This is a genomic window from Bacillus cereus group sp. BfR-BA-01379 (genome assembly GCF_022663605.1).
Taxonomy (GTDB): Bacteria; Bacillota; Bacilli; order Bacillales; family Bacillaceae_G; genus Bacillus_A; species Bacillus_A mobilis.
Genome location: NZ_JAKUFT010000066.1, coordinates 1 through 16636 on the forward strand (window position 1 = coordinate 1; position 16636 = coordinate 16636).

Below are 16636 nucleotides of genomic sequence, written 5' to 3' on the forward strand. Positions count from 1 at the left end.
CTGTACCCTCTGTTCTTTCAACTGTTTTTGCGTTTCCTTTAGGAGTTGCTGGCACTGCATCTTTAGGTAAATCAAAGTTTTGTGAGAAAGACGTTGTTCCATCTACACTCTGTGTAATTACTTGATTTGAACTACCTTCATTTGACTTTAAATTGTCCATTTTCGCATCATCTGCACCTCCCGCTACCAATCCTGTACTTAAAAGTGCTCCTGCTAATAATGTTTTAATCATTTTTCATTACCTCCTGTTTATTTGTAATATTCATCAAAAAAGTATCTAGAGTTAATGTTTTAGTCATTATCTTTATCTACTTGCTTTTTGATTACATTTAGCATAAGACAAGAATCTATAGTTGATATGGACTGCATCTGGAGATTATGTAAAGAAAAATAGATGATCCATTGTATATCCTAATGGATGCTTAGACAAGATTGAAACTTTATATGAATTTGAATAATTGAGTTCCCCTTTGTTTTTGGGTGTAAGGGACTAACCCTTTCTAATTTGAAAGCAAACTTTTTATTAATTGAAGAATTAAAAGAGGTGGGGATCTTACTGCCCATTAATGCGGGATAAAAGAAAACCGCCTGAAATGATGTGTAATCGAATAGTAGTACATAAAAAAATACAAGTAACAATAAATTAAATCTCGTTAAAACAAAAAGGAGATGTCCCAGGCATGGTACTAGGACATCTCCTTTACTTATCTAAATTTCTAAATTCTATACAGCACTATCAATTAAACAATTATTAAATATATCTTCTATCTAAAACATCGTATTATCATTAGCTGCTTCACTTGGAATCTCTTGAATTACATCCCAGTGTTCGACAATCTTTCCATCCTTGATACGAAATATATCCACTATAGCAACTCCCTTATCTTGAGAATTAGTACGAGAATGTACATGAAGAGCAACTGTATCCCCTTCAGCTACTACACGTTTAATCTCTGCAGAGGAATTAGGATTTTTAACAAAATCCTCCTTAAAGAAATCCATGAAGGCTTTTCGTCCATCAGCAACAAAAGGATTATGTTGCTTATAATCTTCGCTAACATATTTAGGGATAATATCGATATTATGTTTGTTAAAAACTTCATTATAGAAATCAACTACCATCTTTTTATTCTTTTCATTTTCTTTCACTTCTTTTGATACAGAAGCAACATTCTCGCTCTTTATTGAGTTCCCTTTGTTATTACCGGTGGAAGCTTGATATACCAAAGTCGAAACTACTCCTAAAATAAATACAGAAATAATTGTTATGATTAAACTTTTCTCTAATTTCATATATACCTACCTCTTCTACTTAAATAAGTTTTCTTCTATAAAAAGTTTGAAGAAGGAGAAACCTTCCCAAAAATGTAATGTCAGGGGTAATGTTAGGAATTTCATTTATCCTCCCCCTATACAAGGCATATTAGAAACGATTAACTCTAACTTAATACCTCATTAACAGTTGCACTGTCCACAATTTGAATAAACTTCTTAACCTTATCGTTCTCATCAAACTTATAAAGATGACAAAAATCTGCTACAAATGACTTCCCTGTAGCTTTATATGTTCCACTATATTTTCCATACACAATAACAGTATTGTTATTAAAAGTATAAATTTCATCTTTAGCGCTATAGTCATCCCATTCCGTGCCAAGACGTTCATGTACGTTTTTCACTACTTCATCTGGACCTATATAAGTACCTGCATATGGAAACCCAGCAGCTTCTGTCCAAGATACATTTTCACTTAAATACGTTTTGAACGCATCCAATTTCCCTTCGCCAGTTAACACATACGTTTCATGTAATAGTTTTTGATATTTATTCATATCATTAACCCCAAGGCATTTCTTTTGTTACAACTTTTGCACTTAATTCTAATACACCTTTATTTGCATAGTCTGGATATGCTGCTTCAAGTTTTGCCACAAAATCTTTTGAAGTTCCACTTTCCTCAGAAGCTTGAACCGCAGTTCTTAAATAATCCATTGTCGCAGTAAGTGCTTGATTATTTAGAGATTTTTCGATTGATCCATGGCTTGGTACAATTATGTCAGCATGTAATGCTTGTAACACTTTCAAGTTCTCAATCCACGCCTCCATCGCCGCTTTTGAGCTAGTATCCGCTAAGAATACATGTATTTCGTTAAATACATCAATACCACCAATTAATACTTTCAGCTCTTTATTAAATAAGCTAGTTCTGTAATGATCTAAGCCTACTAGTTCAAATGTTAACCCCTGAAAATCAATCGCTTTTTCTTTAAACACTTGAGGTAATACCACGTTACTTGGCGCATTTTCTCCAAGGGCGTCTTTCCAAACTTTTAATTTCCCTAAGACAGAATGAACGATATGTTCAACAGTAGACTCCGTAGCATACGCTATAGCTTCTGGGTAAGCAGCTTTAATATTTTCTAATCCAAAGTAGTAGTCTGGATCCCCATGAATAATAAAGATTTTATCTAGAGATAAGTTGTTTTTTTTCAAATACTCTACAATTTCTTTCGAATCAGATTGAGTAAATTTTGAGTTTATTAAAAATGCATGTCCTGCTTTCTCAACTAATGTTGCTGTGACCATAAAGCTTTTTTCGTCCGAACTAAACACCGTTAATTTCACATCTTTTTGATTTGTATCGATTGTTTTAAACATAGTATGTTATTCTCCTTTTGTTAAAGTTATTAACTAATTATCATATTTTTATCTTGTTCCGATAAAATCTCCCACTCCCATTTATCTGAAAGTGTAATAGTACTGGCGAATATTACGGAGATGAATGTCAGGTGGCCTAAGATAACATGTTTGCTACTATATCCTAAATTTTCTTAATATAAATTTTTAAAACGCGCTTCAATTTTATCCGGCGTCATTACGCCACCACCAATAGGAATAATTTGATTATCCTTTTGTAAAAGTAAGGAAGGATAGCTATTAACACCAAGCTGTCGAACTTTATTGAAATCATTTTGGACATCTATTATTGTTTCTTGAGCGTTTAAACGTTCTAATACTTGTTCAGGGTCCAAACCATGCTCGATTGCAATTTTGCGATATGTTTCAGGATCACTCAGACTTTGGCCCTCATAATAAAACGCTTTTTGCATAGCCGAAGTGAATTCTAATAAACGGTCTGGCGCTAATGAGCGTAAAGCTGAAAAGCCAATTGCAGCATCTTTCGAATTCATTTTAAAAGTCCCTTCCTCCACCAATTTTTGATATGAAGGACCAAATTCAGCACCTGTAAGTTGATTAATTCTTTTATTTCCTTCTTCTATATATGAGAAGTTTTTCATTGGTAAATTATCTAAAAATAACCCTCCACATAAAACCGTTAATGGCACTTCAGTGTGGTTTTTGTAAAATCCTTTAATACTTTCTGAAAAACCATAGCACCATCCACAATATGCATCCCATACGTAAATAAGGTTATCTTGTTTCGTCTCCATTTAAATCTCCTACCTTTTTTTATTATCCAGCTCAACTAAATTTTTGGTTTATATAAGTACATCTTTTTATACCTTGTTCTTTTTTAGATACCTTACTATATTTCCCCAAAACTAATATTTCCAAAGAAAGATCCACCAAGGTTTTTAACAAAAGATAACGTTGCACCTTATTGCCCCGTAACAGAAAATACTAAAGCTTAGAATATGCATTGATTTGAATGTGTTAGTAACTTTCTACACCGGGTGGCAACGTATGGACCACCATCCTTAATTAAATATATAAATCATATTTTTAGCAGATATTAGTTGTAACTAAATTGATTACATCTTTATGTAACAATTTTAGTTACAACTAATATAGAAGTCAATTCTTTTTTTCGAAAACATTAAATTTCTACATTAATCTACAACCAATCCCACTCTTTAAAAAAATATATCAACGATTATTCGATTATATCGATCGTAACTCCGAACATATCAACGTTTCGACACAACATATCGATTTACCGACAAATTTCGAGCGCGTTATCTCCTAAACTAACAACCAATCCCACATCACGTTCACCTACAAAGAAAAAAAGCACCGGGTCCCCCCCAATGCTTTCCCCCACTCTAAAACAAATGACAAGCCACTTGATGCCCCTTCGCAATCTCCACCATCTTCGGTACTTCCTGTGCGCATTTTTCAGTGGCGAATTTGCAGCGCGTTCTGAATTTGCAGCCGGATGGTGAGTTGAGTGGGCTCGGTACTTCTCCCTCTAGGATAATCCGTTCTTTGCCTATGTTTGTTGGATCTGGTTCTGGCATGGATGAGAGTAGTGCTTGTGTGTATGGATGTGCCGGTTTTGTGTATAGGTCTTCGCTGTCGGCAATTTCTACTATGTTTCCTAAGTACATGACTCCGATTCGGTCTGATATGTGTCTTACCATGGATAGGTCATGTGCGATGAATAAGTATGTGACGCCTGTTTCTTCTTGGATGTCTTGCAGCATGTTTACGACTTGTGCTTGGACTGAGACATCAAGTGCTGAGATTGGTTCGTCACATAGGATGAAATCTGGTTTTACAGATAGTGCGCGCGCGATGCTGATGCGCTGGCGCTGACCTCCGCTAAATTCGTGCGGGTAGCGATATAAGTGTTCTTCCTTTAAACCTACCTTTTTTAGAAGGTCTAAAATGATTTCTTTTTGTTCTTCTTTTTCGTAAGAACCGTGAATGTTCATTGGCTCGCTAATAATTTGGAATACGTTCATCGACGGATTTAATGATGCGTATGGATCTTGGAAAATGATTTGCATTCTTTTCCGATACTCTTTTAGTTCACTTTCCTTTAAACTTGCGATGTCTTTTCCGTCGAATAGGATGTTACCTGAAGTGACATCGTGTAAACGAATGATGCTTCTTCCTGTCGTTGATTTTCCGCAGCCTGATTCGCCTACTAATCCGAATGTTTCACCCTTTTTAATTGTGAAGCTTAAGTCATCGACTGCTTTTAATTGCTCTGTTTTTCTGCCGAATAGCCCCTTTTTAATAGGAAAATACTTTTTTAAGTTCCGAACTTCAATTAAGTTTTCTTCATGCATGTGATTCACCTACTGTCTTATCGTTTAACCAGCACATAGAACGTCTTTCGTTTCCGATTTCAAAATATGGCGGACGTTCTTTTTCACAAATGTCCATCGCATGCGGGCAACGCTCTGCGAATGGGCAACCTTGTGGCGGGTTTAATAAGTTTGGCGTTACACCTTGAATTGGCGCGAGTCTTTCTTTTACGCCATTCGATATTTTCGGCAGAGAGTTTAATAGCCCTTTCGTATATGGATGATTCGGCGATTGGAAAATATCAAGTACAGGTCCTTCTTCCATAATAAGCCCGCCATACATAACGATAACGCGTGTACAGTTTTGTGCGACTATTCCTAAGTCATGCGTAATAAGAAGTAACGCCATGTTCGTTTCGTTTTTTAAGTTTTTCATTAAATCTAGTATTTGTGCTTGTATCGTTACATCAAGCGCTGTCGTTGGTTCGTCCGCAATGAGAAGATCTGGGTTACAAGACATCGCCATTGCGATCATAACTCGCTGCTTCATTCCGCCGCTTAGTTCATGCGGATATTGTTTTACCCTTTCTTCTGGTGAAGAAAGACCGACTTGTGTTAACAAACTGACCGCAATCTGCTCTGCTTCTTTCTTTTTCACTTTTTGATGCCGTATAATTACTTCCGTCATTTGCTTTCCAATTTTCACGACTGGATTTAGCGCAGACATTGGATCTTGGGAGATAAGTGAAATTTGATTTCCTCTAATAGAACGCAATTCTTTTTCAGATTTAGAAAGGATATTTTCATTATGAAAAAGGATTTCTCCTTCTTTCACTTTCCCTGGTGATGTAACGAGAGACATAACGGACTTCGCCATCACACTCTTTCCGCTTCCAGACTCCCCAACGATACCGACTACTTCTCCTTTATTTAAACGAAATGTAACGCCGCGAACCGCTTCTACTTCTCCGCTTTCTATGAAAAAAGAAGTCTTTAAATTATTCACTTCTAACAGTTTTTCAGACACGCTTCTCACTCCTTTCACTTAACACTTTAGTTTTCATTTCCAGCTCCTTTTGGCGCGAAAGCTTTCTTCAATGCTTCACCAATTACGTTAAAACTAAGTACCGTTAAAAGGATAAGGAACCCTGGGAAGAGTGTTAAATACCAAGCTTCGCCAATATACCCTTGCGCATTGTTTAGCATGCTACCCCAAGAAGAATCTGGTTCTCTAATACCTAAACCTAAAAAGCTAAGTGATGATTCCATTAAAATCGATGTCGCAATTGTTAATGTCGCAGCGATAATAATAGTTGATAAAATGTTGGGAATGATATGTCTTACAATAATTGTGAGTGATTTCTGTCCTGATACTTTTGCATATAAAACGTACTCACGCTCTTTTACAGATAGCGTTTCTGCCCTTACAATACGAGCAGTGTCCATCCATGTTAGCAATCCAATAATAAGAACTAACGTCGTAATTCCTGGTTTTAAATAAGCATTTAATAACAGCATTAAGAAAAATGATGGAATTGACATAAGTACTTCAACAATTCGCATTAAGAAGTTGTCTAACTTTCCACCAAAATATCCACTAATTGTTCCGACCGCAGTTCCGATTGTAATAGAAACAACCATTGCAAGAAAACCGACCGCAAGTGAAACTCTTCCGCCATATAATGCCCTCGTTAAGTAATCCCTTCCGTAATCATCCGTGCCGAAAGGATGGCTCATACCCGGTTCTTGTAAACGATCTGGAATCGACATTTTACTAGGATCGTACGGTGATACGAATGCGAATATCGATGCAACCGTTAAAACCGCAAGTATAATAACTCCCATTAGTACAAACTTATTTTTCGTAAAACTACTTTTTATCGTTTGAAATCTCCTATTATTCATTCCAAATCACCCCCTCATTCGAATGCGCGGATCTACTACGCCATATAAAATATCAGCAATTAAGTTACCGAGAATTAACATGAAGGATGATAGTAATGTAATTGCCATAATAATTGGATAATCAAATCTAAAAATAGCATTCACTCCAAGCGAACCAAGTCCCGGCCATGAGAATACTGTTTCCGTAATGAACGCTCCGCCTACTAAACTCGGAATAGATAATCCGAAAATTGTAATGATCGGTATTAATACGTTTCGAAGTACGTGATTAAATAAAACTGTTTTCTTCGAAGCACCGTACGCATATTGAATTTGTACGTAATCTTCTTCTAATTGCTGAATTGTACTTGAACGAATATATCTCATATAAACAGAAACGTTTTGGAACGCTAATACCATACAAGGTAAAATGCCGTGCTGGACAATATCCCAGACGGAATCTTGACCGACTGTACGCATACCCATACTCGGAAGAAGGTTCAACTTTAAAGAGAATAAGTAGATTAATAGTAAAGCGAACCAAAAGACTGGCATCGAGATTCCTACATAAGAGATAAAGTTTACAACACGATCAAAGATAGAATTCTTTTTCACACCTGTTAATAGTCCGAGTGGTATCGCGATTACAAATGAGACGAGTAAAGATGATCCCATTAACCCAATTGTCGCAGGTAACCTTTCTACAATAAGATCTAAAACAGGACGATGGTTTTGAAGTGAATAACCAAAGTTTCCTGTTAAAATATTTTTTAACCATAAAATATACTGCATATAAATTGGTTGATCTAGTCCTAAACTTGTGCGAATACGCTCGACATCAATTGGACTCATATTCGGCGTGACAAAGTTTCGAACCGGATCGCCCGGTGCTAGTTTTATTAATAGAAAAGAAATAATAGAAATAACAAATAAAAGCGGAATTGCATTTAAAAGCCTCTTCGCAATTACTTTATACACAAACTTCCCCCCTCAGGATAAAGTGAAACTTTAATCAACAGAGCTCCCGCCTCGCTTTCTCATATTTGCCGAGTTTGAAAGCGGGAGCCTTACTGCCCATTAAAGCGGGATAAAGAAGCTGATTTTCACCAGCTTCTTTACTGTTTCCTATTTCACTTCATAAATCTTAGATAAATCTTCAAACATTGTAACTGGAATTGCTTTTGCTTCTTTCAATCCATCAAACTTTTTATCTACTGCAATAACTGCTTTCGGATATGCGATTGGTAGATAAGGTAAGTCTTCTCTAGCTGTCTCTTGAATTTTATGGTATAGTTCTGCTCGTTTTGTTTTATCTGTTTCAACTGCAGCTTCTTCCCATAACTTATCGAAATCAGCGTTTTTATAACGTGCGTAATTGTATTCAGCATTACTTAAGAATAAGCTCTTATATGAATCTGGCTCAGGTCCCATTATGTAACCACCGAATGTAATATCATATTCTTTATTCGCTTTATCTAAGCTTTTTTCACTTGCTGCACTAGCATCTAATGCATTCAGTTCAACTTCTAAGCCAACTTCTTGTAATTTTTGTTGTGTATAAAGCGCTAAACTTTCCATAATTTTATTATTCGTTACATACATCACGCGTACTTTTTCTTTATCTTTCACGCCAGCTTTCGCTAATAAATCTTTTGCTTCTTTCTTATCATACTTATAATCTTTAATGTCTTTTGCATAATACATAGCGTCTGGCGTTAAGATTGAATTTGCTGGTTCTGCAAATTGACTAGAAACGAATGCTGAGTTAATCATTTCTTTTTTATCTAACGCATGCGCGATTGCTTGGCGCACTTCTTTTTTCTTCATAAGATCTGTATTTTGGTTATAAGATAAGTAGAATAATCTACCTTCAGGGAATGTCACCATTGAGAATTTTCCCGTACTATCTAATTTTTTAAAGTCTTGTGGCTCAATCATCTTCATGTTGATTTGACCATTTTGCAGTGAAACATTTGCTGTATTACGGTCTTTTACAACGCGATATACGATAGAGTCTAACTTAGCCTTACCACCTACATAATCATCGAATCGATCTAATGCAACGTACTCATCTGATTTATACTCTTTAAACTTAAATGGACCTGATCCTACAGGCTGTAAGTTTTTCTTACTCTTCGCTAAATCTGCTTCCCCTTCAAATACATGTTTCGGGATTGGGAAGAAATCATTCATTACACCTTCAAAAGATGCACTTACTTGTGGTAATACGAATTGAGTCGTTAGCTCATCCACTTTTTTCACCTCAAGCGGCTTTCCTTTAAAAATAAAGTTTTCACGACTTGAACTATTTTGCTTCTCATCTAAAATAGATTGGAATGTAAATGCGATATCATCTGATGTAATCTTCTTACCGTCATGCCATTTTAAATTATCCTTTAGTTTTAAAGTCCATGTTAATTGGTCCTCTGAAGGCGTAAAGCTTTCAGCAAGAACAAACTTTTTCTTACCGTCTTCCATATGATACAGCGGCGCATATAAAGCTTGCTGCAAAGTTAACGACACACGATCATTCGCATAAAGCGGATTCATCGTATCTGGATTATCACTAACACCAATCGTTAACGCCCCTCCATCTTTCGGAGTCCCCGACGTATTAGTTCCTGCTTGCTTTGAAGAATCTTTCTCCCCAGAACAAGCCGCTAATGCAATAAGTAATAGTAGGACAAATGGTAATGCAAACAACTTCTTTTTCATATTTCGACCCCTCTCGACTATTTACACCTATAAGAAAACTCGGAATTAATACCGAGTTTTCTTATAGGTTTTAAATTACCACTACCCGTATATAAAGTCAAACTTTTTCACAAAGATAGAAAGTTTATAATCTATTAATGCATTCTTGCGATAAAGTGAAACTTTAATCAGTGGGTGTTTTGTTCATCCCCCACTGATTATTAGTTGAACCAATCGGGCTTTTACGGGCAGTTGATCTCCCACCTAACTCCTCCGCATTCGCCGAATTTTGAGGTGGGAGTCTTACTGCCCGTTAATGCGGGGTAAACTATATTTATGCGGCGGGGAAAATAAAAAGACCACTAATAAGTAGTCTCATAAAATGAGTTAAAAAACTATCAACTTACAGAAAACCCCTCTAAAATAATTGTTTTATATGATCGAAAATGTAGAATGAAATTAAAGACAAAAAACACTTTTAGGAGGTTATCATGACATTTGATGAATTGAAAAAAAACAAACCAACAACCTCATGGGTTGAGTATGATGAAGATGGGGAATTTTTCACTGAAGAAAATATAAGTGCAACAAATACGGTTCTTGACACTTACATTAACAATTTGCAGCAATTAGGGGAGAACCCAACCGAAGTCGAAGTAATGCGAGTTGTTAAAGAGGTCGTTATTAAAATAAATGAACTAAATATCGAACATGACCATTTTATCGAAACAATGGAAAGAGAAGATCTCTATGAATTTATCGATTCAGCTGCACGAATAGCTGGCTTAGAATCCGAAGAAGATATAACAGAAGAATGGCGGGAATGGTAAAAAAACTGCACCTCTACTTGTTAGAGGTGCAGTTTTTTTCATACGCCCATTGAATTCATGATTTGATATCAGCACAAAAAAAGACCACCAAAAGGCAGTCCCTCAAAACTCAACCCTATTCCCCACTCCGCTCTCCACCGCTCTCTCATACAAATACTTCGCAACAATAATATCCACTACCGCCAAACCAACTGATTTGAAAACAGTAATCTCTTCCTCATTTTCGCGGCCGGCTTTTTCTCCGCTTATGATTTGGCCGAGTTCAGCGTGGATGTCGTTTGCTTTGAATAAACCTTCTTGTATTGGAACTTGAAGGTCACCTGTTTCTTCTAGTGCTGCTTCTTTTGATTCGACTACTACTTTGTTTGCGCCCGCGATGGCGTGGGATGGTAGTTCTTGCATGTTCGGTTTGAATGAGCCGACGGCGTTTACGTGGACGCCTTTTTGTAGTTTTTCTGAGAAGACTGGTGTGGATGCATTCGTAGTTGTGACGATGATGTCTGCTTCGCTTATTGCTTCATTTGCATTTGTGTGAACATATGCAGGTTTATTGAATCTCTCTTGTATATATTGTGCAAATGCATACGCTTTTTCTTCTGTTCGATTGTATAAAATGACTTTTTCAATATCTCTCACCGCAAATACAGCTTCAGCAATTCCCTTTGCTTGTTCGCCTGTCCCGATAATACACAACGTTTTTGCGTTATGACGAGCTAAATGTTTTGTCGCTACTCCTGATAGGGCGCCTGTTCGAATCATCGTTAAGTAGGATCCTTCTAATAGTGCGAGCGGTTCTCCCGTTTGAAAGTCTGATAGCATCACAATTCCGTTTATCGTTTTCTTTCCTAGCTTTCTGTTCTCGGGGACTACTGTTACTACTTTTAAGCCAAGTGCCTCAAGTCCTTCCGCTACTGAAGGCATAATTAATGCCGTATTTTTCTCGTTCGCAAATGGTAATGAGCCGCGTATTGGTGTGATCGTTCTTTCTGCGGAAAATTCTTTTAAAGCAAGCGCCGCGTATTCAATGACTTCGTTCATATTTACTAAGTTTCGTTGTTCGTTCGCGCTTATGACTAGCATATCTCTCCACCTCCTCCTTCTATCCTAACAAAAATCCCCGATTCAAATCATCTCTCGGGTCTACAACGAACTGATGGAATCCTGTAATAAATGCATGCCCCGTTACTTTTGGAACGACAGCTTCATATGTATCTACTGTCGTTACCGACAATACTTCCCCCTCGAATTTCCCGTCAGTAATACATTCGTGGACGAAAATTTCTCCCTTTTGTAAAGCATTTCTTTCAAAAAGAGTTGCGATTCTTGCGGAAGTTCCTGTACCGCAAGGAGAACGATCTACTTGCCCATCAGCGAAGATCGTTACATTTCGTAAAGCTGCGTCTTCCCCTTTCGGTTCATCTGAGAAAATAACACCGTATATTCCTTTTAACCCTTCTTCAAGTGGATGTTTTACTTCCATTTTGCTCTCGATGTAGTGCTTAATTTTACCGCCCCACTTTTGAATAGCAGATAAGTCTTTGAAATCGACTTTCAAACCAAATTCTTTACTATCTACTACCGCATAAAATGCTCCGCCAAACGCGATATCTACTTGAAATTCATAGTCATCTATTTTAATAGGAACGTCTTTTTTGTATACAAATGAAGGAACATTTTCAAATGATACAGACTCTACTTCGCTCCCGTTATATGTTGCGTACGCAATGACTTCCCCGGCAGGACTGTCGATAATGAACTTTTGTTTTTCACCTGTCACTTCAAACATACCTGTTTCAATTCCGACTGTAATAACAGCAATAATGCCATGACCACACATCGTACTCCAGCCTTCATTGTGCATAAATAATACACCAAAATCAGCGTGTGCATTTGCAGGCGGCGTAATGATACAACCGTACATACCGTGATGTCCTCTCGGTTCATACATAAGAACTTCGCGAAGATGGTCCAAATGCTCCATGCAGTATGCGCGTCTTTCTAACTGCGTTTCTCCTTTTATTTCTGGCACGCCACCTGTAATAATTCGAAGCGGCTCCCCAGCTACGTGAGCATCAATTGTCGTGTACACTTTACTAACCTTCATTCCTATCTCTCCCCTATATGTTGATACTCTTTTTATTGCAAATATCATGCCAACGCATAGGGTATAAATTTGTATACATTGTGTAAAAAAGCATACACTACTGTCTATTTTTTTATACAGTAGACATTGGGTGATTATTAGCCCGCACAAAACAAAAAAGCCATAACGTCACTACTTGAGCAAAGTTATGGTTCCTTTTTTAATTATTTTGCAGGATTTGTACCAAAATCGAATTTATCCCGCATTTAACGGGCAGTAAGACCCCCACCTCAAAATGCAGCGAAAGCAAAGAAGTTAGGTGGGAGATCAACTGCCCGTAAAAGCCCGATTGGTGAGGGCTGATAATCAGTGGGGGATGAACAAAACCCCCACTGATTAAAGTTTCACTTTATATGTCACTCGGCAATTTTTCCCACTCACTTAAATGCATGACATCTTGTTTTACGTTTTTCTTTTCAGGAAGTAAACATAGAAATTCTAAAGAATTACCGTCCGGATCATAAAAGTAAAGATTTGCAGTAGGTGTCCACGTCTGAACCATAGGCTCAGACGGTTCAAGACCGAAAGCGGCTCTTGGTTTTATTCCTTTATTAAGAAGCCATTCTCTTGCATGAATGATCTCTTCATAGTTAACCTTGAATGCAAAGTGACTTGTATGAAACGCCTCTTCCGATACCTCCCAAATGCCCAGCATTTGTTCCTTCTTATTATCTTTATCAAACCAAAAAAAGGCTACACGGCGTTCTTCAATCGTATGAGCATGAAATAACCCAAGTTTCGTATAAAACTCTTTTGCCACTTCTAAATTTCTTGTTTTAACGTGTGTTTCATATAAAGTACCTGGAAACAAGCATATTCCCCCTTTATATTTTTCGAAATTCTTACTATAAATCCTATTTTAATAAACTAGAAATAGAAGTGATATCGTATTCTTCTTACATGCTTTTCAAATTTGTTTCCCTAATGCTAAATAAAAAAGAAAATTCTCTTCCCCCGCCACATATACTGTTCAAAAGCAAAAGGAAGTGATCCAATGTATTACGGAACAAAGGGCTGGTACGTAGCTGAATTAAAAAAATTAGGCGTGCGCTATCTTGAAGGACGAAAACTAGAAAGTTACCGCGGGCACGTCTTACGCAATTTATTACTTGCACAACAAGAGAAATTAAAAGAACAGTAATATACTAATGTAACGATATCGATGATTCGACATAGGATATCCACTTACCGACAAATTCCACCTAAACTACCAACCAATCACACATCAATACCAAACAAAAAAGGTCACCCAAACGGGTGACCTTCCTTTCTTATTCACAAACAAGAATTTGTCTAGTAAATGATCCTTTTCTTGTAACACAGCGATCTGTAATTTCGAATCCTGCTTCATGGATCATGTCGTCCATTGTTTCCATCGTGACAACGACTACCTTTTTAGCGATGCGGCGCGCACTTGAAAGAATAGAGAACTGGTCTTCTGGTGTTGCATGCGTAAATAAGTCGTACGGCATATCGATAATTGCAACGTCGTAGTTCTCAGTAATTTCCTCGATTGGACCTTTTGTTACTGTTCCTTCAAACCCGAAATGTGCAATGTTTTTTCTCGTTCCAAGCACTACAAGTGGATTTATATCTCTACCAACGATGTTAATCCCCATAGAAAGTGCTTCTACTACTACTGTTCCAATACCGCAGCACGGGTCAATTGCTCGTACTCCATCTGGATTTGGTACAGCAATATTGGCAACAGATCTCGCAACACGTGTGCTAAGAGAGGTCGAATAACTATGCGGTTTTTTTATGTGATGATACCAAACTGGCTCACTTTCTACATAGTGTCCGAAGTACCAGCGTCCTCCAAGAGGAACAATCCCGAATACACGCTCTGGATTACGCACATCCGCTTCTCCTTCAATATGCATACCGAGGTCGCGTTCAATGAGACGTCTTTCCCCATATTCAATTTTATTTTCTTTCCCAAGGTCATTGATTTTAACGAAGATAACTTTAAATGACGCCCCCGCCAAATCAATTTGTTCCACTTGTTTTAGAATACTTTCTAAGTCGTCCCCTTCATACATAACCTCAACGCGCTCTTTTATAAACGCACTTCTACTCGGTTCAATTTTGACATCACTTTTCAAAATATTAACGTGAGACTCCATTCCAAAGAACGAGCGCATTTCCAAGTAACATAAAGCACGTTCCTCCTCACGAAACGCATACGTATATATACATGCAGGTGTTGTACTATGATTACTCAATCTATTATCATCCTTTATCGTTTAAAATTATTATGATTACAATTATTCGAATATCTTTTTAACGTAAAATTAAATGATATCACATGCCGGAAATAAAGAGAAACGTTAATAAATAAAAGAGACTGCCTATTGGCAATCTCTTTTTATTTATTAACGGAAAGAAGATACGTTATTACCCTTTGCTTCGTAATAATCTAAAATACCTTGATAAATCGCTTCTGCTGCAGCTTGTCTCTGTTTTGGTGTAGCAATTTTATCTGCATCATTTTTATTATCTACAAACGCTAATTCTGTTAGTACAGCTGGCATTGTATTTTCTCTAGTTACATATAAGTCCTGATGTTTCACACCACGATCTTTTGTTCCAAGTGCCGCTACAAGACGAGCTTGAATTTTCTTTGCTAATAAAATACTGTCTTGTACATGTGGATTCGTTGCTCTTGGCGCTGCTGACTTATAATATAATGTTTCTGTACCTTGTCCATCTTTATCTGTAGAACCATTAGCATGGATACTTACAAAAATATCTCCATTATGTTCCTGTGCAAATTCTACACGTTTCTTTAATGAATCAGGACCACTTGTTCCTGGGCGTGTATCATCTGTACGAGTGAACATCACAGTAAATGGTGCTCTTTGCTCAAATATTTTCTTTAATCGCAATGATACATCTAATACGGTTTGACTTTCTTTCTCATAATAACCAGGATTACCAGAGTCCATTCCACCGTGACCTGGATCAATAATAATCGCTTTATCTTCTAGGAAGTTACCTTGCTTCACTGGGTTTAATTGATTTTTATCAACCCATTGGAATCCAGCGCCTACGCGGATACGAATCCAGCTGCCGCTCTCTTCCATAATCGTTACTGTTTGTGCACCATATGTACCTAGCACTTTAGATCCATGTGAAGCTGTTTCATATGCAGTAAAGTCTTGGTTAATCGTTTCTGTTTTTTCTTGTAGAGGTGTCCACTTCTCACCTTTACTTGTTACAATTTTTAACCAGCCGTCTGCTCTTTGCTCTTTCACTTCAACCATTTGTGGCTTATGCTGAACGTCAGTAATACCAGATGATAATGATGGTTGATGATATGTAATAAAGTTTCTGTTCATATACATTCTTTTTGATGTATTTGTTTTATTTCCATCAGCCTTCGCAATGAACTGAGCTGCTTCTGCACGAGTTACAGTTCCTTCAGGATTCCAGCCATTTCCCGTACCATTAGAAATCTCTAAGGCTACTAAAATATTAGCTTGTTTCTTACCCCAATGAGGTTCCAAATCTTTAAACTGTGTTGGAAGTTCTCCAATAATTTTCTTATCTAATGAGTACGCTTGTACTAACATAGATGCCATAGATGCACGGTTCATTTTTCCGAATGGATTGAAATTACCAGTACCATCTCCATTAATTGCACCTGCTTTTTCCACTGCAGCAATGTACGGTGCTGCCCAATGGCTCTGTGCGTCTTTAAAAGATGGTTTTGCTTTTGGATCAATCGGTAAACCAAGAACGACTGCTATGATTTTTGCAGCTGATCCTCTATCTACTGCTTCAGATGGAGAAAACGTTCCATCTGGCTTTCCATCAAGCGCTTTTTTTTCTACTAAATAATTAACTGATTCTTGCGCCCATGTAGGAACATCCGAAAACTTCTTCGCTGCTGCGAAACTACTTATTGGAGACGATAATAAACTTGCGGCTAAAATACCTGCCGCGACTGCACGATACTTCATAAAAAATAATACTCCTCTCGACAATCATCTTTTAATAACGCGTAATCTTAATATATAAATTATGGTAAATTCGAACAAAAAAAATTAGTGCGCCTCTATTATTCTATAATACTCGAATTATGTAGT

At 37.2% G+C, this 16636-nt stretch carries 15 protein-coding genes and 2 pseudogenes; 2 read left to right on the forward strand and 15 right to left on the reverse strand.

The genetic code is table 11. The features are described from left to right. From MR113_RS20870 to MR113_RS20915, 10 genes and pseudogenes are all read right to left on the reverse strand, one after another. Positions 1 to 232 (reverse strand): annotated as a pseudogene (locus MR113_RS20870) (alpha-ketoglutarate permease); the annotation flags it as partial. A 536-nt stretch (positions 233 to 768) separates the two neighbouring features. Then, complete coding sequence (locus MR113_RS20875; protein WP_000764214.1) at positions 769 to 1293, reverse strand: nuclear transport factor 2 family protein; 525 nt, start codon at positions 1291 to 1293, stop codon at positions 769 to 771. 146 nt (positions 1294 to 1439) lie between these two features. After that, positions 1440 to 1832 (reverse strand): nuclear transport factor 2 family protein, encoded by a 393-nt coding sequence (locus MR113_RS20880; protein ID WP_001046367.1) that lies wholly within the window; start codon positions 1830 to 1832, stop codon positions 1440 to 1442. 4 nt (positions 1833 to 1836) lie between these two features. Next, positions 1837 to 2658 (reverse strand): MBL fold metallo-hydrolase, encoded by an 822-nt coding sequence (locus MR113_RS20885; protein WP_016082679.1) that lies wholly within the window; start codon positions 2656 to 2658, stop codon positions 1837 to 1839. Positions 2659 to 2831: 173 nt separating this feature from the next. Next, positions 2832 to 3452, reverse strand: a complete 621-nt coding sequence (locus MR113_RS20890; protein WP_000448622.1) for a DsbA family protein — start codon at positions 3450 to 3452, stop codon at positions 2832 to 2834. A gap of 612 nt (positions 3453 to 4064) precedes the next feature. Beyond that, entirely contained in the window at positions 4065 to 5036 is a 972-nt protein-coding gene (locus MR113_RS20895; RefSeq protein WP_242256610.1) for an ABC transporter ATP-binding protein, read from the reverse strand. After that, positions 5029 to 6021 carry an ABC transporter ATP-binding protein gene (locus MR113_RS20900; RefSeq protein WP_242256612.1) on the reverse strand — a complete coding sequence of 331 codons (993 nt, stop codon included), beginning with the start codon at positions 6019 to 6021 and terminating at the stop codon, positions 5029 to 5031. The genes MR113_RS20895 and MR113_RS20900 overlap by 8 nt, the downstream gene beginning before the upstream one ends. 26 nt (positions 6022 to 6047) lie before the next feature. Continuing rightward, positions 6048 to 6899, reverse strand: a complete 852-nt coding sequence (locus MR113_RS20905) for an ABC transporter permease (protein WP_242256614.1) — start codon at positions 6897 to 6899, stop codon at positions 6048 to 6050. Between the two features lie 6 nt (positions 6900 to 6905). Next, on the reverse strand, positions 6906 to 7856 hold the full coding sequence (locus tag MR113_RS20910; RefSeq protein ID WP_242256616.1) for an ABC transporter permease: 951 nt from the start codon (positions 7854 to 7856) through the stop codon (positions 6906 to 6908). 147 nt (positions 7857 to 8003) lie between these two features. Beyond that, positions 8004 to 9593: an ABC transporter substrate-binding protein gene (locus MR113_RS20915; RefSeq protein ID WP_242256617.1), complete on the reverse strand. Its 1590-nt coding sequence runs from the start codon at positions 9591 to 9593 to the stop codon at positions 8004 to 8006. Positions 9594 to 10063: 470 nt separating this feature from the next. Here MR113_RS20915 and MR113_RS20920 point away from each other — a divergent pair, with 470 nt between their 5' ends. Beyond that, on the forward strand, positions 10064 to 10402 hold the full coding sequence (locus MR113_RS20920) for a hypothetical protein (RefSeq protein ID WP_242256619.1): 339 nt from the start codon (positions 10064 to 10066) through the stop codon (positions 10400 to 10402). A gap of 102 nt (positions 10403 to 10504) precedes the next feature. On the opposite strand, the gene MR113_RS20925 is transcribed toward MR113_RS20920, so the two are convergent. The 3 genes from MR113_RS20925 to MR113_RS20935 all read right to left on the reverse strand — a co-directional run bounded on the left by MR113_RS20925 (position 10505) and on the right by MR113_RS20935 (position 13356). Beyond that, positions 10505 to 11482, reverse strand: a complete 978-nt coding sequence (locus MR113_RS20925; RefSeq protein ID WP_242256621.1) for an ornithine cyclodeaminase family protein — start codon at positions 11480 to 11482, stop codon at positions 10505 to 10507. 19 nt (positions 11483 to 11501) lie between these two features. After that, positions 11502 to 12506, reverse strand: a complete 1005-nt coding sequence (locus MR113_RS20930) for a proline racemase family protein (RefSeq protein ID WP_313895083.1) — start codon at positions 12504 to 12506, stop codon at positions 11502 to 11504. Between the two features lie 388 nt (positions 12507 to 12894). Continuing rightward, complete coding sequence (locus tag MR113_RS20935) at positions 12895 to 13356, reverse strand: VOC family protein (protein WP_242256626.1); 462 nt, start codon at positions 13354 to 13356, stop codon at positions 12895 to 12897. Positions 13357 to 13504: 148 nt separating this feature from the next. Here MR113_RS20935 and MR113_RS20940 point away from each other — a divergent pair. After that, positions 13505 to 13686: pseudogene (locus MR113_RS20940) on the forward strand (YflJ family protein); the annotation flags it as partial. 130 nt (positions 13687 to 13816) lie between these two features. Here MR113_RS20940 and MR113_RS20945 read toward each other — a convergent pair. After that, entirely contained in the window at positions 13817 to 14770 is a 954-nt protein-coding gene (locus MR113_RS20945) for a TRM11 family SAM-dependent methyltransferase (protein WP_098871262.1), read from the reverse strand. Positions 14771 to 14920: 150 nt separating this feature from the next. After that, positions 14921 to 16510, reverse strand: a complete 1590-nt coding sequence (locus MR113_RS20950; protein ID WP_242256628.1) for an N-acetylmuramoyl-L-alanine amidase — start codon at positions 16508 to 16510, stop codon at positions 14921 to 14923. Positions 16511 to 16636 lie beyond the last annotated feature (126 nt).

Bases quoted from the DNA above. Each gene is read 5' to 3' on its own strand.
- MR113_RS20880 (WP_001046367.1), bottom strand. From the start codon at position 1,832: ATGAATAAATATCAAAAACTATTACATGAAACGTATGTGTTAACTGGC.
- MR113_RS20920 (WP_242256619.1), top strand. From the start codon at position 10,064: ATGACATTTGATGAATTGAAAAAAAACAAACCAACAACCTCATGGGTT.
- MR113_RS20925 (WP_242256621.1), bottom strand. From the start codon at position 11,482: ATGCTAGTCATAAGCGCGAACGAACAACGAAACTTAGTAAATATGAAC.
- MR113_RS20950 (WP_242256628.1), bottom strand. From the start codon at position 16,510: ATGAAGTATCGTGCAGTCGCGGCAGGTATTTTAGCCGCAAGTTTATTA.
- MR113_RS20895 (WP_242256610.1), bottom strand. From the start codon at position 5,036: ATGCATGAAGAAAACTTAATTGAAGTTCGGAACTTAAAAAAGTATTTT.
- MR113_RS20930 (WP_313895083.1), bottom strand. From the start codon at position 12,506: ATGAAGGTTAGTAAAGTGTACACGACAATTGATGCTCACGTAGCTGGG.
- MR113_RS20905 (WP_242256614.1), bottom strand. From the start codon at position 6,899: ATGAATAATAGGAGATTTCAAACGATAAAAAGTAGTTTTACGAAAAAT.
- MR113_RS20915 (WP_242256617.1), bottom strand. From the start codon at position 9,593: ATGAAAAAGAAGTTGTTTGCATTACCATTTGTCCTACTATTACTTATT.
- MR113_RS20885 (WP_016082679.1), bottom strand. From the start codon at position 2,658: ATGTTTAAAACAATCGATACAAATCAAAAAGATGTGAAATTAACGGTG.
- MR113_RS20890 (WP_000448622.1), bottom strand. From the start codon at position 3,452: ATGGAGACGAAACAAGATAACCTTATTTACGTATGGGATGCATATTGT.
- MR113_RS20875 (WP_000764214.1), bottom strand. From the start codon at position 1,293: ATGAAATTAGAGAAAAGTTTAATCATAACAATTATTTCTGTATTTATT.